The organism is Comamonas sediminis (genome assembly GCF_041107495.1).
Lineage (GTDB): Bacteria > Pseudomonadota > Gammaproteobacteria > Burkholderiales > Burkholderiaceae_C > Comamonas > Comamonas sediminis.
Map to the genome: position 1 here is coordinate 284,308 of NZ_JBGBDC010000003.1, position 17,689 is coordinate 301,996.

General features: G+C 65.4%; 18 protein-coding genes. 7 read left to right on the forward strand and 11 right to left on the reverse strand.

What is annotated here, in order from left to right; all coding sequences use genetic code 11:
- Positions 1-37: 37 nt before the first annotated feature.
- The 8 genes from AB7A72_RS08925 to AB7A72_RS08960 form a co-directional block, all read right to left on the reverse strand.
- Positions 38-586 carry a lipocalin family protein gene (locus tag AB7A72_RS08925; RefSeq protein WP_369459672.1) on the reverse strand — a complete coding sequence of 183 codons (549 nt, stop codon included), beginning with the start codon at positions 584-586 and terminating at the stop codon, positions 38-40.
- Between the two features lie 134 nt (positions 587-720).
- Entirely contained in the window at positions 721-1,512 is a 792-nt protein-coding gene (locus AB7A72_RS08930; RefSeq protein ID WP_312836534.1) for an SDR family NAD(P)-dependent oxidoreductase, read from the reverse strand.
- Complete coding sequence (locus AB7A72_RS08935) at positions 1,512-2,087, reverse strand: DUF3833 domain-containing protein (RefSeq protein WP_369459673.1); 576 nt, start codon at positions 2,085-2,087, stop codon at positions 1,512-1,514. Before AB7A72_RS08935 ends, AB7A72_RS08930 begins: the two co-directional genes overlap by 1 nt.
- A gap of 2 nt (positions 2,088-2,089) precedes the next feature.
- Entirely contained in the window at positions 2,090-3,379 is a 1,290-nt protein-coding gene (locus tag AB7A72_RS08940) for an MFS transporter (protein ID WP_369459674.1), read from the reverse strand.
- A gap of 12 nt (positions 3,380-3,391) precedes the next feature.
- Positions 3,392-3,961, reverse strand: coding sequence for a chalcone isomerase family protein (locus AB7A72_RS08945; RefSeq protein ID WP_369459675.1), 570 nt, complete (start codon positions 3,959-3,961; stop codon positions 3,392-3,394).
- Entirely contained in the window at positions 3,954-5,225 is a 1,272-nt protein-coding gene (locus AB7A72_RS08950; protein WP_369459676.1) for a class I SAM-dependent methyltransferase, read from the reverse strand. Before AB7A72_RS08950 ends, AB7A72_RS08945 begins: the two co-directional genes overlap by 8 nt.
- The gene (locus AB7A72_RS08955; RefSeq protein WP_369459677.1) at positions 5,222-5,974 is read right to left on the reverse strand and encodes a DUF1365 domain-containing protein; all 753 of its coding nucleotides are present in this window, start codon (positions 5,972-5,974) and stop codon (positions 5,222-5,224) included. The genes AB7A72_RS08950 and AB7A72_RS08955 overlap by 4 nt, the downstream gene beginning before the upstream one ends.
- Positions 5,971-7,317 carry an NAD(P)/FAD-dependent oxidoreductase gene (locus AB7A72_RS08960; RefSeq protein WP_369459678.1) on the reverse strand — a complete coding sequence of 449 codons (1,347 nt, stop codon included), beginning with the start codon at positions 7,315-7,317 and terminating at the stop codon, positions 5,971-5,973. The genes AB7A72_RS08955 and AB7A72_RS08960 overlap by 4 nt, the downstream gene beginning before the upstream one ends.
- A gap of 144 nt (positions 7,318-7,461) precedes the next feature.
- On the opposite strand from AB7A72_RS08960, the gene AB7A72_RS08965 reads away from it, so the two are divergent.
- On the forward strand, positions 7,462-8,118 hold the full coding sequence (locus tag AB7A72_RS08965) for a TetR/AcrR family transcriptional regulator (RefSeq protein ID WP_369459679.1): 657 nt from the start codon (positions 7,462-7,464) through the stop codon (positions 8,116-8,118).
- Positions 8,119-8,179: 61 nt separating this feature from the next.
- Here the strand turns inward: AB7A72_RS08965 and AB7A72_RS08970 are convergent, their stop codons facing one another.
- Complete coding sequence (locus tag AB7A72_RS08970) at positions 8,180-8,671, reverse strand: nuclear transport factor 2 family protein (protein WP_369459680.1); 492 nt, start codon at positions 8,669-8,671, stop codon at positions 8,180-8,182.
- 243 nt (positions 8,672-8,914) lie between these two features.
- Here AB7A72_RS08970 and AB7A72_RS08975 point away from each other — a divergent pair, with 243 nt between their 5' ends.
- The 3 genes from AB7A72_RS08975 to AB7A72_RS08985 are packed head-to-tail and all read left to right on the forward strand — an operon-like array spanning position 8,915 to position 11,234.
- Positions 8,915-9,550, forward strand: a complete 636-nt coding sequence (locus AB7A72_RS08975; RefSeq protein WP_239809533.1) for a TetR/AcrR family transcriptional regulator — start codon at positions 8,915-8,917, stop codon at positions 9,548-9,550.
- Positions 9,551-9,567: 17 nt separating this feature from the next.
- A complete protein-coding gene (locus AB7A72_RS08980) occupies positions 9,568-10,245 on the forward strand; it encodes a type 1 glutamine amidotransferase domain-containing protein (protein ID WP_312463161.1) in 678 nt (225 codons plus the stop codon).
- Between the two features lie 11 nt (positions 10,246-10,256).
- On the forward strand, positions 10,257-11,234 hold the full coding sequence (locus AB7A72_RS08985) for a zinc-binding dehydrogenase (protein WP_312463160.1): 978 nt from the start codon (positions 10,257-10,259) through the stop codon (positions 11,232-11,234).
- A gap of 79 nt (positions 11,235-11,313) precedes the next feature.
- Here AB7A72_RS08985 and AB7A72_RS08990 read toward each other — a convergent pair whose 3' ends face one another.
- A complete protein-coding gene (locus tag AB7A72_RS08990; RefSeq protein ID WP_239809530.1) occupies positions 11,314-11,592 on the reverse strand; it encodes a DUF2164 domain-containing protein in 279 nt (92 codons plus the stop codon).
- A gap of 8 nt (positions 11,593-11,600) precedes the next feature.
- Entirely contained in the window at positions 11,601-13,445 is a 1,845-nt protein-coding gene (locus AB7A72_RS08995; RefSeq protein ID WP_239809529.1) for an ABC transporter ATP-binding protein, read from the reverse strand.
- A gap of 469 nt (positions 13,446-13,914) precedes the next feature.
- On the opposite strand from AB7A72_RS08995, the gene AB7A72_RS09000 reads away from it, so the two are divergent.
- From AB7A72_RS09000 to AB7A72_RS09010, 3 genes are all read left to right on the forward strand, one after another.
- Entirely contained in the window at positions 13,915-14,979 is a 1,065-nt protein-coding gene (locus tag AB7A72_RS09000; RefSeq protein ID WP_239812774.1) for a type II asparaginase, read from the forward strand.
- Positions 14,980-15,136: 157 nt separating this feature from the next.
- The gene (locus tag AB7A72_RS09005) at positions 15,137-16,006 is read left to right on the forward strand and encodes a D-hexose-6-phosphate mutarotase (protein WP_369459681.1); all 870 of its coding nucleotides are present in this window, start codon (positions 15,137-15,139) and stop codon (positions 16,004-16,006) included.
- 134 nt (positions 16,007-16,140) lie between these two features.
- Positions 16,141-17,637, forward strand: coding sequence for an amino acid permease (locus AB7A72_RS09010; protein WP_369459682.1), 1,497 nt, complete (start codon positions 16,141-16,143; stop codon positions 17,635-17,637).
- Positions 17,638-17,689: the final 52 nt, after the last annotated feature.

Sequence of the window (17,689 nt, forward strand, 5' to 3'; positions counted from 1 at the left end):
TTAGACGCGGCTTCCAATGTGATCCATCTCTGCACAGCTACTGCTCCACCCTTATGACCTGATCCAGATCCACCCCCAAAGCGTGTGCTTTCTCCAGCAGCGCTTGGCGCTGGCTCTCCGGAATCGTCTTGTTGCGAGACAGAATCCACATATAGTCCAGGCTGCTGCCGATCACCAAGGCAGTTTGGTACTGGTCATCGAGGCTGACCACGTTGTAGCCGCCGTAGAAAGGGCCGAAGAACGAGACCTTCAACGCAGCCTCATCGGCCTGGCGCAGGAAGCGTGCCTTGCCTTGGGCCTCCCTCCACTGCTGCCTGGCAGGGTCATAGCCGCGGTTCAGCACGGTCACGCTGCCATCGGCATTGAGGCTGTAGGTGGCAGTCACCTGGGTCAAGCCTTTTTCAAAGCGGTGGTCAATGCGTGCCAGCTCATACCAGGTGCCCATGTATTTGCTGGCGTCAAAGTTGCTGACCGGCTGAACACCTGGGGGAACGGAAACGGCGCAACCGGGCAGCGCGACGGCAGTGCCGGTGATGACCAGCGCCATGGCCGTGGCGCGGATGAGAGCGCTTGTGCAGAAAGGCATCGTAGATTTCCTTTTGTGTCTAGGGCAGGGCCAAACGGGAGAAGTGGATGAACAGGTCTGCTGCAAGACTGGCCCACTGCGGGGCTACCGGCAACAGGCGTGCATGCCGTGCTGCTGTCGTCCCAGCCCCCGCATCAGGCCTTGGTGATGCGGCGTACGCTGGCAAAGTACCAGCGGTCGGGCAGGCAGCGCAGCAGCCGCATCCAGCGGGTAAAGCGGCGGGGGAAGTTCATCTCGAACTGACCGCGCGCCCAGCCTTGCAGAATGTGCTGCGCCGCTTCGGCGGGGCTGATCAGTGCCGGCATCCGGAAGCTGTTCTGGGCGGTCAGCGGGGTCTCGACAAAGCCGGGGTTGATGATGGACACGCCCAGCCCTTGGGGGTGCAGGTCGAGGTAGAGGTTTTCTGCCAAGTTGTTGAGCGCCGCCTTGGTGGGGCCATAGGCCAGCGACATCGGCAGCCCCCGGTAGCCTGCGACACTGCCAACCAGCGCGATATGGCCTTGCCCCGCCTGCAACAGCATCGGAAGCACGGCGTCCAGCACATGGAGCACGCCGACATAGTTGACCGCCAGGTGTTTCTGCATCTCTTCGAGGTCGAATGCGGTGGCGCGCAGTGGCCGGTAATAGCCTGCACAGTACAGCACCAGGTCGGGCGCAGCACCTAAGGCGGTATGCACGGCTTGCGCGGCTGCGGCCACTGTGCCCGGCTGGCTCACATCCAGCGCCAGTGCCAGGCAGCCAGGGCGGCTGTTGGCAAAGTCCTGCAGCGCTGCGCCGTCCCGGGCCGATACGACGACGCGTGCGCCTCGTGCCTGCAGCGCCTCCGCCGTGGCCCGGCCAATGCCGGTGGAGGCACCAATCACCCAAGCGGATCGGCCTTGCCAGTCGGGCATCGGCAGATTGAGCCTGGCTTGCAGCAGCGGCATTATCCCGGCTCCTTGGTGAATGCAATGGTCAGATCGCCCAGGTGGATGCCGAACTTGCTCATCGCGGTGCGGTTGAGCATCGTGCGCCCGTCCATCAGGTACATCCAGTCGTCCATCCGTACGTTCCAGACCCTTCCGTTCACCGGCAAGGCCAGCACGTAGTTCCAGTGCAGCGCGTTGCCGGCAGCCTGGCCCGTGGCCGGGCCGACCACATCCCCTGCCTGGCCGCTATAGCGCCCTTCACCCAGGTACTGGATGTGCCAGGTGCGCTCCTGCGTCGTGCCATCGCTGTAGACAAAGTGCTCTTCCAGCACGCCGTCATTGCCCGTCCACCTGCCGGTCATGTGCACGGTAAAGCGCTTGACCACCTTGCCCTGGCGGTCGGTGAACATGCCATGCGCCGTGAGCGGACCGTTGAAGTACTGGCGCAGGTCCAGCGCCGGGCGCTCCTGGGCGTAGTCTTCGACCGCGGGGCTGGCGCAGGCGCTCAGCACAGCGATCGTGCCGACCAAGGCCAGGCCGATTCCGGCGCGCCGCAGGGTCAGGAACCGGTGGGTGCAGGGTGGGGATGTCATCGTTACCTCCAGGAGGGTTGCAGGCGTTCAGCGCGCCAGAGTGAGGCCAGGGCCAACAACTTGAGCAGGCAGGGCAGACCGCCATAGGTCCAGGCCAGCGCCTGTAGACCGGCGGGGGCGGTGCTGCCGCTGTGGTAGCCCGCAATGGCGAGCAGCGGCAGGCACAACCCGGCGGCGAGAGCCAGGTTGAGCTTGGTGGCGCAGGCCCACCAGCCCAGGTAACGCCCGTCGCCGGATCCCCCATGGCCAGATTCGTGGATCACACCGGTCAGCAGCGCACCAGGCACCGCCAGGTCTGCGCCCAGCGCCAGGCCGCTGGCGATGCAGATGGCGGCAAACGCCCAGGCATCCCCCGCGCCCAGCAGGGACGCCGAGAAAAAGGCAATGACGCTGGCCAGCATGCCGGCGCGCCAGCTGGGCGCCAGGCCCCAGCGGGCAACGGCTTTCACCCACAGCGGCAGCCCAAGGGCTGCAGCGGCGAAGTAGCACAGCAAGAACAGCGGCAGCAGCTCGGGCGCCTGGAGCCGGTCCACGACAAAGAAGGGCAAGAGCGTGGCCGGTATGGCCGCCGCAATGCCGTTGAGCATGAAGACCGACAGCAGCCGGCGAAAGGCGGCATCGCGCCACGGCGAGGCCTGGGGCAGGCCACCGCGCGGTGCGGCCCGTGCAACCGCATCTGCATCGCCCGCGCGCGGATCGCGCAGCCGGTACAAGCCCAGCAAACCCAGGCCCAGCGCGGCCAGCAGCACCGCACTGGTGGCATCCATGCCCAGCAGGCTGGGCAAGACGCTGGCCGTGAGTACGCCCACCAACGTGGCGCCCTCGCGCCAGGCAGTCACCTGGGTGCGCCAGGCTGCCTGGCCGCCCCAGCGGGTGCCCCAGGTCTGGTGCAGGATGGCAACCGCGCTGTAAGCCAAGGTGCTCAGCAGCAGGCAGGCTGCGAGCCAGCCCAGCATCTGGACCGGGTGGCTGGCGGGCGGGTGCCATAGCGCAAAAAAACCCAGGGCCATGGCCAGACTGCCCAGTGCCGCCGCCAGCCAAGCGGCACCTCGCCCGCGCTGCAGCAGGCGGTCTGCCAGGCGGCCTAGCGCCGGGTCCAGCAGTGCATCGAAGGCCCGGGTGGCGAGCAGCACGGCCCCCAAGCCGGCCAGTGGCGCACCGGCCTCGGCCGCGTAGTAGTGGGGCAGGGTCACATACAACGGCAGCGATACAAAGGCCAGCGGTGCAGCCAGCGCACCATAGGCCAGCCCCGTGCGCCAGGAAAGCGCTTGCTGAACAGAGATGGCATGCATCGCGGACCGTCCTCAGCCCTGGCCCAGCAGCGCAGCGCGCAGTGCCGGTGCGCTGGTTTGCTCCGACAGCCAGATGCCAAAGAACAGGCGCGCGTACAGCGCATCGTCAATGGCGGCGGTCTCGCGCCCGTTGTGCAGGAAGACGACCTTGCCTGTGCCGTCGTTCAGGCCCAGCAGGCGGTCCTGCGCCGCCACATCGGGAAAGGCCTGCTTCATCATGCGCAGCCACTGGCGGGCCTGGTCCTCCGAGAAGGGCGCCACCCGGCGCATCTCGGCAATGGAGCGCTCCGCAATCGCCTCGCCCTCGAGTTTGCGGTCGTAGACCAGCTCCAGCGCAAAAGGCTGGCGTGCGTAGTCCTGCGGGTTGAAGCCGGCAGGCGCCCACAGCCGCGCCTCGTAGACCCGCAGTCCAAAAAACCGCAGCACACCGGTGCCGACCAGGCGCGCGCCGGGCAAGGCGGTGCCCAGCTCGGCAGGGATGGCAGGTGTGGCAGCGAGGAGGTTGTGGGTCATGGCAGTGGTGGAAAGAGCAACAATGCTGGCGCCCCAGCACAGGGTTTGGCGTCGGCGCAGGTCAGGCATGGTCGGGCCTGCGCAACGTGAACTGGACCACATCGGTATTGCCCATGTCGAACGATGCCTCGCAGTAGGCGAGGTAGAAGCGCCAGATACGGATGAAACGCTCGTCAAAGCCCTGGTCCCGGACGGCATCGAGCTGGCGCTCGAAAGCGTCGCGCCAGCGCCTCAGCGTCTCGGCATAGTCGCTGCCAAAATGCAGCTTGTGTTCCACGACCAGTCCGGCCCGCAGCGCCTCCTGCTCAAAGGCTTCGGTGCTGGGCAGCAGCCCCCCGGGAAAGATGTACTGCTGGATGAAGTCGGTCGAGTGCAGGTAACGTGCAAACAGGTCGTTGCGCAAGGTGATCGACTGCACGCAGGCCCGGCCGCCGGGCTTGAGGCACTGGCGCAGCGTCTGGAAGTAGCTGCCCCAGTATTCATGCCCCACGGCTTCAAACATCTCGATGGACACGATGGCATCAAAGGGTTGCGCCTGGTGCTCGGCCGCCAGGTCGCGGTAATCCTGGTAGCGCAGATCTACCAGATGCGCCAGTCCCGCATCGGCGATGCGCTGCCGTCCCCACAGCAGCTGTTCGCGCGACAGCGTCACACCGGTGACCTGCGCACCAAATGCCTCGGCTGCCATCTGCGCCAGGCCGCCCCATCCACACCCGATCTCCAGCAGGCGCTGGCCCGGCTGCAGTCCGGTTTGCCGCAGCGCCTGCCGCATCTTGGCATCCTGGGCCTGGCCCAGGTCGGCCTGGGCCCGTGCCGTGGCGTCGCGCCCGACGAACCAGGCTGCGCTGTAGCTCATGCCCGGATCGAGAAACAGGCGGTAGAAGTCATTGCCCAGGTCATAGTGGGCATGGATGTTTCTGGCACTGCCCGCTCGCGTATTGCGGCGCAGCAGGTGGCGCAGCCGAAAGCCCAGCCGCCCCCACCAGCTGCCGTACACCAGCTGCTCCAGGTGATCACGGTTGGCGATGCACAGGCGCAGCAGCGCGCTGAGGTCCGGACTGTCCCATTGGCCGTCGATATAGCCTTCGGCCAATCCGATGTCGCCCGAGCGCTGAACGCGGTCCAGCGCATCCCAGTCGTGGATGACGCAGCGTGCATCGGCCTGGGCTGTGGCCTGCTGGCGGAAGTGCCGTACCCGCCCATCGGGCAGTTGCAGGTCCAGCTGGCCGCAGGGCAGATGTTCCAGCAGCTGCAGCACCTGGCGCGCGCTGCGGGGGGTGGAGCGTCCGGCTGGGGCGGACGGGCTCGGCAGGGGTGCAGTGGTGGAGTTCATCGTGTGACGAGGCTCTTGGGCTCGGAGGGTTTGCGGTGGAAAGTCAGGCGTTTGCACCAAAGGCGCAGCGCCTGCCAGTGGATGCGGAACACGACGCCCCAGGTCATCAAGGGCATGCCCCAGAATGCGCGCCGCACGGTGGTGCGGGTCAAGGGCTGCAGCGTGCCTGCGACGCCGGTGCGCAGCAGCGGCCCGGCCTCGTCATGCAGATCGACCTGCACCAGGTTGCGGCTGTCGCTGCGCACAAAGCGGAAGCGGTACTCGCCCTGCACATTGCAAAACGGCGACACATGGAAGCACTTGGCCGCGACCTGTTCTGTTCCCCAGGCCAGATCGGGCCCGGCCAGCAGGTAGGCATGGCGTTCGCCAAAGGTGTTATTGACCTCAGCCAGCACTGCGGCCAGCGAGCCATCGGCGCGGTGCGCATACCAGAAGCTGACAGGTTTGAACGCATAGCCCAGCACACGCGGGAAGGTGTGCAGCCAGACCTCGCCGACCGCGTCCCCGATGCCTTCCTGCTGCAGCAGCTGGTCAAACCAAGCCAGGCAGTCCGCACTGCCGTCGCCATGGTCGCAGTCATGAAAGCTGATCGCCGCGCGCCGGTTGCGGCGCAGCACCGCATCGGGCTGGTCGCGCAAGCTGCGCAAAGGCAGCAGCAGGAAGTACCCGGGGTAGCGGAAGGCATGCATCACCGGGCGCAAGCGCTGGTGCCAGATGTGGCCAAAGCCGATCAGCGAGCGGTTGCTCATGCGGCCTCCTCCAGCATAGGTGCTTGCACGGCTGGCACTGCGCCGGCCAGCGACTGGCACAGGCTCTCAGCGGCCGCCAGGCCGGACCGCAGTCCGTCCTCGTGGAAGCCATAGCCGCACCAGGCACCGCAATACCAGGTGCTCAGCTGGCCCTGCAGTTGGGGCAGCTGGCGCTGGGCCAGGATGGCCGCCTGGTCAAACACCGGGTGGCTGTAGTGGATGCGGGCATGTACCTGGTCTGCGGCAATCGGGCGCGCCGGGTTGAGCGACACCAGCACCGGCTGCTGCCAAGGCAGGGGCTGGAGCTGGTTGATCAGGTAGTGCAGGCAGACGCCCGCCTGCTCCGCGCTGGAGGCGGCTGCGCGCTCGTAGTTCCATGCGGCCCAGGCCGCCCGGCGCTGGGGCAGCACGCTGCTGTCGGTATGCAGGACCGCTTCGTTGGGCTGGTAGCGGATGCTGCCGAGCACCGCGCGTTCAGCGGCGGTCGCGCCGTCGCCCAGCAGCTGCAAGGCCTGGTCGCTGTGGCAGGCCAGAACCACGGCATCAAACCATTCGGCGCCCTGGGCCATCTGCACCATGACGCCCTGTGGGTGGCGCTGCAGGCCGAGCACCGGCGTGTTCAGGCGTGCCTCGTGGCGGCCATCCTGCGTGAAGCGGGCCAGCAGGCGGCGCACATACTGGCGCGAGCCTGCGCGCACGCTGTACCACTGCGGCCGGTCCCGTACCTGGATCAGGCCGTGGTTGTGGCAGAAGCGGATCATCGTGGCGACGGGGAAGCGCAGCATCTGGTCCGTCGGGCAGGACCAGATGCAGCCCAGCATCGGCAGCAGGTAGTCGCTGCGGAACGCCGCAGAGAAGCGGTGCTGGTCCAGGAATGCAGCGATCGGTGCGGTCATCTCTGCCTCGGCCTCGCGCTCGGCGATCCCGGTGGTCAGGCGGTTGAAGCGGGCGATGTCCTGCAGCATGCCCCAGAAACGCGGGCGCAGCAGATTGCGTTTTTGGGCAAACACGCTGGCCAGGGACCGGCCGCTCCACTCCAGCGCGGATGCCCCGTTGGCACCGGGCACCTGGACGGAGAACGACATCTCCGAGGCGACCGTATCGACATCCAGGTCTTGGAAGAGCTGGGTCAGCAAGGGGTAGGTGCGGTGGTTGAACACCAGAAAGCCGGTGTCCACGCCGTGCGTGATGCCGTTCAGGCGCAGGTCCACCGTGTTGGCATGGCCGCCGAAATGGCTGCCGCCCTCCAGCAGGCAGACCCGGTGCGATGTCTGCGAGCGGGCCAGGTGGGCGGCAGCGGCCAGCCCAGAGATGCCCGATCCGATGACAGCGATGCGTTGCATGAAAGGCCCCTTGTAGATACGACAGCCAAACGTTTGAACCTCAAAGATCAATTGTTGAACTGATGAGTTCACACTATAAACCACAAATATCAAATTTGCACCATTTAGTTTTCTTCCTGACCTTCGACGTCATAAAATGGCGGCATGAATGCTCGGTCTGCCATCAAGGAACAAATACAGCGTGTGCGTGAAGAGGCCATCGTGACGGCGGTCAACCGGCTGCTCGCGACCAAGGGCTACGACGCGATGACCGTCGACGAGGTGGCGGCGGAAGCGGGCATGGCCAAGGCCAGTCTCTACAAGCTGTTCACGTCGAAGGAGGAATTGGCCGGCGCTGCGATGGTCGGGGTGCTGGACCGCGCGTTGGCCTTTGTCGATGGCTTGCGCACTGCGGCCGAAGAGGCGGCGGAGTCCGGCGAGCCCATTGGGGCACTGGAGCAGTTGAAGGCGGTGGTGCGCTGGGCCATGCGCACCCAGCTGGAAGGGCAAATGCCCTCGCTTCCGGCGCAAAACTCCAACCTCAGCGCGTCGCTGCAATCCAACGATGCCTACATGGACCGCCTCATTGCGCTGAGCAACCGGCTCAGCATCTGGATCACCGAGGCCCAGACCGGCGGCCAACTGCCAGCGGCCTTGCCTGCCGAACTGGTGCTCTATACCTTGTTTGCGCGTGCCTGCGATCCGGTGCTGGGCCTGCTCAACGAGTCGGGCCAGTACACCCATGACCAGATCATTGACTGGGTGACCGGGACCACCTTTGACGGCCTGACGGGAGCGGCCGCTGCACCTGGCCTGCGCTGAGGCGGGCGCGTCTGCGGCGCTGCCGTCCGCACCGCACTCGGCACGGCACGCCGCGCACCGGTCACGCGCCGCTCGGCGGACCGCCCGCGTTGGCCGCTGGCGCCGAGCCACTGCGGCGCAGCCAGCGCATCAGCACGCCCAGTGCCGGCAATTTCTCATACACCTCTTCGGCGGTATCCCAGTAATCGCGGTGGTGTGAGACGCGCCCCTGGGCATCCAGGCTCAGCCACGACACACCTCTTATGCACTGCGCCACTTGGGGGCGCCAGCGCTGGAAGCGAAAGTGGAATTCCCATTCCAGCGCTGCGCTGCGGTCCCGCGCCAGTGTGCGTGTGATGACAAAGCGCGGCTCCTGCAAGGCCGCAAACATATGCACAAAGATGGCGGTAATGGCGGGCACGCCGCGCACCGTATTGAATGGATCCTTGAAAAAGGCATCCGCCGCATAGTAGTCGCCCAGCCTGTCAAGATCGGAAGGCGCGAGCTGCTGATAGAACTGCGCCAGCCGCTGTACGGCTGCCTCGGGGTCGGGCATCGAAGAGAGATCGGTCATCGGGCAGGCTTTCTGTGGGGCTGGCGCGCCAAGGCAAGACTGCAAGCTTAAGACATGCCGCAGCATCTGGGGCGGGCGCTGGCGCGGATCGGCTGTCAGTGGCCGCCGGATGCGCAGGGCGGGCCGGGTGCAGGTGGCGCCTTGGTGGGGGCTGCCCGTGTGGCTGCATCTGCTGCCGCCTTTTGGCAGGTCTAGATTCACAAGAAATAGACGACTGGTCTATTTTTAACTACAATGCAGCACATGACCCTGACCAAGAAGGCGGAAGCGACCCGCCAGCACATCCTCGATACCGGTCACCAGCTCGTGCTGCGCAAAGGCTTTGCTGCCCTGGGCTTGCTGGAAATCCTGAAGACCTGCAACGTCCCCAAAGGTTCGTTCTACCACTACTTCCCGTCGAAAGAGGCTTTTGGCTGCGCGCTGCTCCAGCAGTATGTCGATGGCTATGGCCGCAAGGTCGACGGGCTGCAGGCCGCAGAAGGCACGGGCTATCAACGCCTGATGCGCTACTGGGATGCCTGGATAGAAGCACCCGGCGATGCCGGCTGCGGCTGGGCCGAGGAATGCCTGGTCGTCAAGCTGGCAGCCGAGGTGGCCGATCTGTCCGAAGACATGCGGCGGGTGCTGGACACCGGGGTGCAGCGCCTGCTGGCCCGGATTGCCGCATGGATTGACGAGGCAAGGGCCGATGGCTCCTTGCCCGCTGGTGCGCCGTCGCTGGGCCTGGCGCATGTGCTGTACCAGATGTGGCTGGGCGCAGCCTTGCTCGCCAAGCTGAGCCAGGACCGATCGTCACTGCAACAGGCGCGGCTTGCGACCGTGCACCTGCTGCGCTGCGAAGCGGCGGCCTCTGCATCCTCCTCCACCCCTGCGCATTAACCTCCAAGGAGTTCCCCATGAAAGTTCTGTTTGTACTGACCTCGCACGACCGTCTTGGCGACACGGGCCGCAAGACGGGCTTCTGGCTCGAAGAATTTGCCGCGCCCTATTACGTCTTCCAGGACGCGGGTGCCCAGATCACGCTGGCATCTCCGCTGGGCGGACAGCCGCCTCTAGACCCCAAGAGTGACGAGCCCGATGCCCAGACGCCTGCCACCGAGCGCTTCCGCAAGGATCCGCAGGCCCAGGCGGCGCTGGCCAAGACCGTGCCACTGGCACAGATCCAGCCCGATGACTTCGATGCCGTCTTCTACCCTGGCGGCCATGGCCCGCTGTGGGATCTGGCCCAGGATGCGCACTCCATCGCGCTGCTGGAATCCTTTGCGCGGGCAGGCAAGCCACTGGGTCTGGTCTGCCATGCCCCGGGTGCACTCATCAAGGTCAAGACCGCCGGTGGACAACCGCTGGTGGCGGGCCGGCGCGTGACCGGCTTTAGCAACAGCGAAGAAGAGGCGGTCGGCTTGACGGCTGTGGTGCCCTTTCTTCTGGAAGATGCGTTCAAAGGCTTGGGCGGCGATTACCGCAAAGGCGCCGATTGGCAGGTGCATGTGGAGGTGGACGGTCCCTTGGTCACCGGCCAGAACCCTGCGAGCAGCGAAGCGGTGGCCGAGGCCTTGCTCACCCAACTGGCTTGAAAGGACACACCATGCGCAGTGCGATGCATACCACCTTTGGCGAGCCTTCCGACGTGCTGAGCCTGGGCAGCCTGCCCAAGCCCGAGCCGGCTGCTGGCGAAGTCCGCATCCAGACCTTGCTGGCGCCTATCCATAACCATGACCTGTGGACCATCCGGGGCCGCTATGGCTACAAGCCCGAGTTGCCGGCGATTGGCGGCAGTGAGGCGGTCGGCATGGTCGAGGCGCTGGGGCCGGACGTCGAGGGCGTCACCGTGGGACAGCGCGTGGCCGTCGCCGGGGTTCACGGCACCTGGGCCGAGTACTTTCTGGCCCCCGCACGCCAGCTGGTGCCGGTGCCTGACGCCATCCCCGACGACGTGGCGGCACAGCTCATCGCGATGCCGCTCAGCGCGCTGATGCTGCTGGAGTTCCTGCAGGTCGCGCCGGGGCAGTGGATTGCCCAGAACACGGCCAACGGCGCGGTCGGCAAGACACTGGCGATGCTGGCGAGCGCACGCGGTGTGCAGGTACTCAACCTGGTGCGCCGCGACGCGGGTGTGCAGGAGCTGAGCGGTCTGGGGATCGCCCATGTGCTGTCGACCGCACAGGACGGCTGGCAGCAAAGCGCCAGCGCTCTGCTGGGTCCGGGCGGCGCCCATGCGGCCGTTGATTCGATCGGCGGAGCGGCCAGCGCCGCGCTGCTGGCATTGTTGGGCGAGGGCGGCACCCTGGTGTCATTCGGCACCATGGCGGGCGAGCCGATGCAGATCGACTCGGGCGCGATGATATTCAAACAGGCCACCGTCAAAGGCTTTTGGGGCAGCAAGGTGAGCGAGGCCATGTCCGCGCAGGACAAGCGGCGCCTGCTGGGCGAGCTGATGCAGCGCATCCTGGGCGGGGAGCTCAAGCTGCCGACCGAGGCCATCTATGACCTGGCCGATGCGGCCCAGGCCGCAGCGGCCAGCCTGCAGCCCGGCCGCAAAGGCAAGGTGCTGCTCAAACCCTGAGCGCCTTGCCACCGCGCCTGCCCTTCAGCGCAGCGGTAACGGGCAGCGCTGTCCGCGCAGGCGGGTGCTGCCAGGCCGCTCAGCCCCGCAATCCCCGTTTGGGCGTTGCGGGGCTTTTCCAATAGCCAAACTCGTCCTCATGCACCTCGTAGTCGAGCTCCTGCAGGCGCTCGTGCATACGGGCCTGGGCATCGGCTACGCCCTGGTTGTAGAGGCTGGGCCCGATTTCCTGCAGGAAGAAGCCGAGCAGGGCCGAGGCCGTCATGTTGCCGATGCGCTCGCCCTGGGTCTGCTCGAAGTAGCGTTCGATGGATTGGACGGCACGGTCGTGCACGTCCTTTTTCAGCTCGATGGTCATGGTGTTGCCTACAAAGGTCCATCGACCGGCTCGGCCAGGAAGCCGCCACTCTGGTGGGCCCAGAGCTTGGCATAGATGCCGCCTTGGGCCAGCAGTTGCTGGTGGCTGCCCTGCTCGATGATCTGGCCCTTGTCCATGACGATCAAGCGGTCCATCGCGGCGATGGTGGACAGGCGGTGCGCGATCGCGATGACGGTCTTGCCATGCATGAGGCTGTCCAGGCTTTCCTGGATGGCGGCTTCGACCTCGCTGTCCAACGCGCTGGTAGCCTCGTCCAGCAGCAGGATGGGCGCGTCCTTCAGCATCACGCGGGCAATGGCCACGCGCTGGCGCTGGCCGCCCGAGAGCTTGACGCCGCGCTCACCCACCTGGGCGTCGTAGCCGGTGCGGCCAAAGCGGTCGCTCAGGGTGCTGATGAAGTCCGAGGCCTCGGCCCGCTCGGTGGCGCGGCGCATGTCTTCTTCGCTGGCATCGGGGCGGCCATACAGGATGTTGTCGCGCATCGAGCGGTGCAGCAGCGAGGTGTCCTGCGTCACCATGCCGATATTGCTGCGCAGGCTGTCCTGCGTGACCTTGGCGATGTCCTGCCCATCGATGCGGATCTGCCCACCGGCCAGATCGTGGAAGCGCAGCAGCAGGTTGACCAGGGTCGACTTGCCGGCGCCCGAGCGGCCAATGAGGCCGATGCGCTCGCCGGGGTTGATGGTCAGGTTCAGCTGGTCGATGACCGGGCGTCCGGCATCCTTGTAGGCAAAGCTGACGTTGTCGAACTCGATGCGGCCTTGCTGCACCACCAGCGGCTTGGCGTCGCTGGCATCGACAATGCTGCGCGGCTTGGTCAAGGTGTTGATGCCGTCCTGGATGGTGCCGACGTTTTCAAACAGCCCCGTCATCTGCCACATTACCCAATGCGAATAGCCCATCAGGCGCAGTGCCATCGCGATCACGGCGGCCACCACGCCGGCGCTGGCCTGGCCATTGAGCCACAGGTACAGCGCGGTACCCGAGGCACCCAGCAGCAGCAGGGTGATCATCAGGTGGTTGGTGATCTCGAACAGGCTCACCAGGCGCATTTGCGCATGGCCGGTCTGCTTGAAGGCTTCCATCGCGCTGCGGGCGTACTCGGCCTCGCGCTTGGTATGGGCGAACAGCTTGACGGTGGCGATATTCGTATAGGCGTCGGTCACGCGGCCGGTCATCATCGAGCGCGCATCGGCCTGGGCCTTGCCGATCTTGCCCAGGCGCGGCACAAAGAAGAAGCAGGCGCCGATATAGGCCAGCAGCCACAGCAGGAACGGAATCATCAGCCGCCATTCAAAGCTGGCTGCGAGGACCAGGATACCGATCATGTAGACGCTCACGCCGACCAGCACATCGACAATCATGAACACCACTTCGCGCACGGACAGCGCCGTCTGCATGATCTTGGTCGTAATGCGGCCGGCAAACTCGTCGGCGTAGAAGGACATGCTCTGGCCCAGCATCAGCCGGTGGAAGACCCAGCGCAGCCGCATCGGAAAGTTGATGGCCAGCACCTGGTGCATCACCTGCGTGTGCAGCGCCAGCAGCAGCACACTGCCCAGCAGCACGCCGACGATGCCCAGCACGGTGCCGCCCTGCTCAGCCCAGAAGTTGTTGGGCGACATCGTTGCCAGCCAGTCGACCACATGGCCCATCACCGCAAACAGCATCGCTTCATAGACGGCCAGCAGCGCCGATGTGGCCGTGAGCAGGCCGATCCAGCCACGCATGCCCTGGGTACAGGCCCACATGAAAGCAAAAAACCCCTTGGGCGGAACCTGGGGCTCGGCGCTGGGATAGGGCGGCACCCGCCGCTCGAAAAACGAAAACATGCACTCTTCTCCTGCAATGGGCCTGCGGCCGTGCCTGTGCCGTGCGCAACAGGCAGGCACACCGCGCAGACCTGCGGCCTGGCTGCTGCGGCTTGCGCAACGCCAGAACCTGTTGATATTGACAGTGGTAACAACCCCGATCCGGCAAGTCTAGCGGCGCTGGCAACCCCCTTGGCCGGCGGCCAACATAGCCCTAGATATGTCTGTGTCTTTGTGTCGGCGAATCGTCGCCTGGGCGTCAATCTTGGAGCCTATGGGCTTGCAAAAAACCATAGGTGTGTTCACCAATGCGCGGCCCGCACACAGTTTCTAAGATAGCGGCTTTTGACACGAGGTGCTACTGATGCCATCCCAATCGATGACCCATTCATCCCAGAACGCCCGCTGGAGGCTTCCCGCACTGAGTGCCGTGACCCTGGCGATCAGCTTGAGCCTGGGCGCCTGCGCCAGCAGCCCGCAATCCACCAAGATGGTGGAGTCCGCTCCTGCGACTCCCGTTGCGGCTGCCGCTGCTCCCGCAGCTGCGAGCCAGCCCGCACAGCAAGGCCAGCGCAATGTCGTCGTGCTGGCCACCGGTGGCACGATTGCTGGCGCCGGTGCATCGGCGATGAACAGCGCCACCTACAGTGCCGCCAAGGTACCGGTCGACAAGCTGCTGGCAGGCCTGCCGGAGCTGTCCAAGGTGGCCCAGGTGCGCGGTGAGCAGGTCTTCCAGATTGCATCCGAGAGCTTTACCAATGACAACCTGCTGGTGCTGGCCAAGCGCGTCTCCGCGCTGGTCAAGCAGCCGGATGTCGACGGTGTGGTCATCACCCACGGTACCGACACCCTGGCCGAGACGGCCTACTTTCTGAGCCTGACGGTGCACACCAACAAGCCCATCGTCGTGGTCGGTTCGATGCGCCCAGGCACGGCGCTGTCGGCCGATGGCGCTTTGAACCTGGTCAACGCCGTCAGCGTCGCCGCCTCCAAGGATGCCGAAGGCAAGGGCGTGGTCGTGACGATGAATGACGAGATCCAGACCGCGCGGGATGTGAACAAGGATGTGAACATCAAGACCAGCGCGTTCCAAAGCCAGTGGGGTCCGCTGGGCATGGTGGTCGAGGGCAAGAACTACTGGTTCCGTGCCCCGGTCAAGCGCCACACGATGCAGTCCGAGTTCAACATCGACTCCATAACCAGCCTGCCGGCGGTGGAAGTGGTCTACAGCTACGGCAATGTGCCGCGCACCGCGATCGATGCCTTCGTCGGCACCGGCGCCAAGGCGATCGTGCATGCCGGCACCGGCAATGGCTCGGTGGCAGACCGCATCGTGCCTGCACTGCAGGAAGCGCGCAGCAAGGGCGTGCAGGTGATCCGCTCGGCACGTGTGCCTTATGGCTTTGTGCTGCGCAATGCAGAGCAGCCGGATGACAAGTACGACTGGGTAGTTGCGCATGACCTGCGTCCGGAAAAAGCCCGTCTGCTGGCCGCATTGGCACTGACCAAGACCAACGACCCCAAGGAAATCCAGCGCATTTTCTGGGAATATTGATAGCCAGCGTGCCCGGCTGCGGCGGGGCACTTGCTTCAATACCGCATCTACCAAGGACAGCTACGGCTGTCCTTTTTACTGTCCGCTGTATGGCTTGCCAGCGGCGGCCAGGGCCGCTGCCAATGTCACAATGGCTGCCTTCACAGGAGCAAAACAGATGGCGCATGCGTGGACCCGAATCAGCTACGAAGGCTTTCCCGCCTGGTGTGCCCAGTGGGCCGATGGATCGTCGGCCGTGGTGGCGGAGCAGGGCGCGCAGCTGTTGTCCTGGAAGACGGCTGATGGCCGCGAGCACCTGTACCTGAGCCCCGCCAGCCTGCGCGATGGCCAGGCCGCCATTCGCGGCGGCGTGCCGGTGTGCTTTCCACAGTTCAATGTGCGCGGGCCTTTGCCCAAGCATGGCTTTGCGCGCAACCTGCGCTGGCAGATGCTGCAGGCCGATGAGGACGGTATCGTGATGCAGCTGACGGACAGCGCGGCCACCCGGGCCTTTTGGCCGCATGCCTTTGATGCCCGGTTGCGCATCACGGTGCATGCCCGCCAGCTCACCATTGGCCTGGATGTACAGAACACCGACGAGGTACCTTGGTCGATGACCTGCGCGCTGCACAGCTACCTGCAGGTCGACGATGTGGCGCAAACGGCGCTTTCCGGTCTGCAGGGCCTGGCCTGCTGGGATGCGCTGGCCGATACCCGCTTTGTGCAGCCGCCGGGCGATGTGGGCTTTGCCGCGACCACTGAGCAGGGCTTTGACCGGGTGTTCTCCACGCCTGGCGCAGCGGGCACGGTGCTGCAGCTTGAGCAGCCCGATCTGCCCGGCGGCCGCAGGCTGGAGATTGCCCACAGCAGCACGGCCAGCGAGGTGGTGGTCTGGAACCCGGGCGTACGACTGAGCCACAGCCTGGCCGATATGCCCGATGACGGCTGGCGCCAGATGCTCTGTGTGGAGGCCGCGAGCATCGACACGCCGGTGCTGCTGGTGCCGGGCCAGCCGTGGTCGATCAGCCAGACCCTGACCTTGGCCTGAGACCTGGACCGCGAGAGGGAAACACAGGCCCTGTAGCGGAATTGTGGGCGGCCACTACCGCAGGCCAGGGGAAAACCCGATAATGGCGGCCTTGTCATTGTCGGCATGGCGCTTGCGGCCATGCTTTTTTGTTTATGCCGGGTTCTGGGTCTCCCTCTTCTTGCGCGCCAGTCAATGAACTGCGCCGTGATCTCAAGGCACGCCATTTGTCGATGATTGCCATTGGTGGCTCCATCGGTACGGGGCTGTTTGTGGCATCGGGTGCCACCATTGCGCAGGCGGGGCCCGGCGGGGCGCTGCTGGCCTATGGCATCATCGGCCTGATGGTCTACTTCCTGATGACCAGCCTGGGCGAGCTGGCGGCCTTCATGCCGGTGTCGGGCTCGTTTGCCACCTATGGCGCGCGCTACGTGGACGAGGGCTTTGGCTTCGCGCTGGGCTGGAACTACTGGTACAACTGGGCGATCACGATTGCGGTGGACCTGGTGGCCTCGCAGCTGGTGATGGCCTACTGGTTCCCCGATGTGCCGGGCTACTGGTGGAGCGCGCTGTTCCTGATGCTGATGGTGGCCCTCAATGCCATCTCGGTGCGAGGTTTTGGCGAGGCCGAGTACTGGTTCGCGGCGATCAAGGTGACGACGGTGCTGGTGTTCATTGCGCTGGGTGTGGCGATGATTTTTGGCATTCTCAAAGGCGGCCCGGCCGACGGCGTCTGGGGCGCCATCGCCAACTGGCAGGTGGCCGATGCGCCGTTTGCCGGTGGCTTTGCGGCCCTGATCGGTGTGGCGATGATCGTGGGCTTTTCCTTCCAGGGCACCGAGCTGATCGGCATTGCAGCGGCCGAGTCCGAGAACCCTGCCAAGAACATTCCGCGCGCAGTGCGCCAGGTGTTCTGGCGCATTCTGCTGTTCTACGTGCTGGCCATTGCGGTGATCGGCTCGCTGGTTGCCTATACCGACCCTCACCTGTTGCGCAACGATGTGGGCGATATCAGCGTCAGCCCCTTCACCCTGGTGTTTGAGAAGGCGGGCCTGCTGTCGGCGGCCGTCATCATGAATGCCGTGGTGCTGACCTCGGTGCTGTCGGCCGGTAACTCGGGCATGTATGCCTCCACCCGCATGCTCTACACCCTCGCCTGCCAGGGCATGGCCCCGCGCATTTTTGGCCGCCTCTCGCGCCACGGCGTGCCGGTGATGGCCTTGCTGGCGACCACGGTGATGGCCGGCCTGTGCTTTTTCAGCTTTCTGTTCAGCCCGCAGACGGTCTACCTGTGGCTGCTCAACCTGTCGGGCATGACCGGCTTCATCGCCTGGCTGGGCATTGCGATCAGCCATTACCGCTTCCGCAAGGGCTTTCTGGCGCAGGGCCATCAGGTGTCGCAGCTGCCCTATGTCTCGCCCTGGTTCCCGTTCGGCCCCATCTTTGCGTTTGTGCTGTGCCTGGTCATCACCCTGGGGCAGAACTACGAGGCCTTCCTGAAGGACCAGATCGACTGGGGCGGCGTGGTTGCCACCTATATCGGCCTGCCGGTGTTCCTGCTGATCTGGTGGGGCTACCGCCTGGCCAAAGGCAGCCGCACCGTGGCCTATGCCGACATGCGCTTTGATGGCCAGGTGGCGGGCGACAAATAAGCGGGCTGCGGGCTGCTATGACAGCCCTTCAGCCAGCAAAAAGCGAGTGCTA

What these genes read in the sequence shown, in the direction of transcription:
- AB7A72_RS08925 (WP_369459672.1), bottom strand. Translation starts at nt 586, where the DNA reads ATGCCTTTCTGCACAAGCGCTCTCATCCGCGCCACGGCCATGGCGCTG.
- AB7A72_RS08930 (WP_312836534.1), bottom strand. Translation starts at nt 1,512, where the DNA reads ATGCCGCTGCTGCAAGCCAGGCTCAATCTGCCGATGCCCGACTGGCAA.
- AB7A72_RS08935 (WP_369459673.1), bottom strand. Translation starts at nt 2,087, where the DNA reads ATGACATCCCCACCCTGCACCCACCGGTTCCTGACCCTGCGGCGCGCC.
- AB7A72_RS08940 (WP_369459674.1), bottom strand. Translation starts at nt 3,379, where the DNA reads ATGCATGCCATCTCTGTTCAGCAAGCGCTTTCCTGGCGCACGGGGCTG.
- AB7A72_RS08945 (WP_369459675.1), bottom strand. Translation starts at nt 3,961, where the DNA reads ATGCCTGACCTGCGCCGACGCCAAACCCTGTGCTGGGGCGCCAGCATT.
- AB7A72_RS08950 (WP_369459676.1), bottom strand. Translation starts at nt 5,225, where the DNA reads ATGAACTCCACCACTGCACCCCTGCCGAGCCCGTCCGCCCCAGCCGGA.
- AB7A72_RS08955 (WP_369459677.1), bottom strand. Translation starts at nt 5,974, where the DNA reads ATGAGCAACCGCTCGCTGATCGGCTTTGGCCACATCTGGCACCAGCGC.
- AB7A72_RS08960 (WP_369459678.1), bottom strand. Translation starts at nt 7,317, where the DNA reads ATGCAACGCATCGCTGTCATCGGATCGGGCATCTCTGGGCTGGCCGCT.
- AB7A72_RS08965 (WP_369459679.1), top strand. Translation starts at nt 7,462, where the DNA reads ATGAATGCTCGGTCTGCCATCAAGGAACAAATACAGCGTGTGCGTGAA.
- AB7A72_RS08970 (WP_369459680.1), bottom strand. Translation starts at nt 8,671, where the DNA reads ATGACCGATCTCTCTTCGATGCCCGACCCCGAGGCAGCCGTACAGCGG.
- AB7A72_RS08975 (WP_239809533.1), top strand. Translation starts at nt 8,915, where the DNA reads ATGACCCTGACCAAGAAGGCGGAAGCGACCCGCCAGCACATCCTCGAT.
- AB7A72_RS08980 (WP_312463161.1), top strand. Translation starts at nt 9,568, where the DNA reads ATGAAAGTTCTGTTTGTACTGACCTCGCACGACCGTCTTGGCGACACG.
- AB7A72_RS08985 (WP_312463160.1), top strand. Translation starts at nt 10,257, where the DNA reads ATGCGCAGTGCGATGCATACCACCTTTGGCGAGCCTTCCGACGTGCTG.
- AB7A72_RS08990 (WP_239809530.1), bottom strand. Translation starts at nt 11,592, where the DNA reads ATGACCATCGAGCTGAAAAAGGACGTGCACGACCGTGCCGTCCAATCC.
- AB7A72_RS08995 (WP_239809529.1), bottom strand. Translation starts at nt 13,445, where the DNA reads ATGTTTTCGTTTTTCGAGCGGCGGGTGCCGCCCTATCCCAGCGCCGAG.
- AB7A72_RS09000 (WP_239812774.1), top strand. Translation starts at nt 13,915, where the DNA reads ATGGTGGAGTCCGCTCCTGCGACTCCCGTTGCGGCTGCCGCTGCTCCC.
- AB7A72_RS09005 (WP_369459681.1), top strand. Translation starts at nt 15,137, where the DNA reads ATGGCGCATGCGTGGACCCGAATCAGCTACGAAGGCTTTCCCGCCTGG.
- AB7A72_RS09010 (WP_369459682.1), top strand. Translation starts at nt 16,141, where the DNA reads ATGCCGGGTTCTGGGTCTCCCTCTTCTTGCGCGCCAGTCAATGAACTG.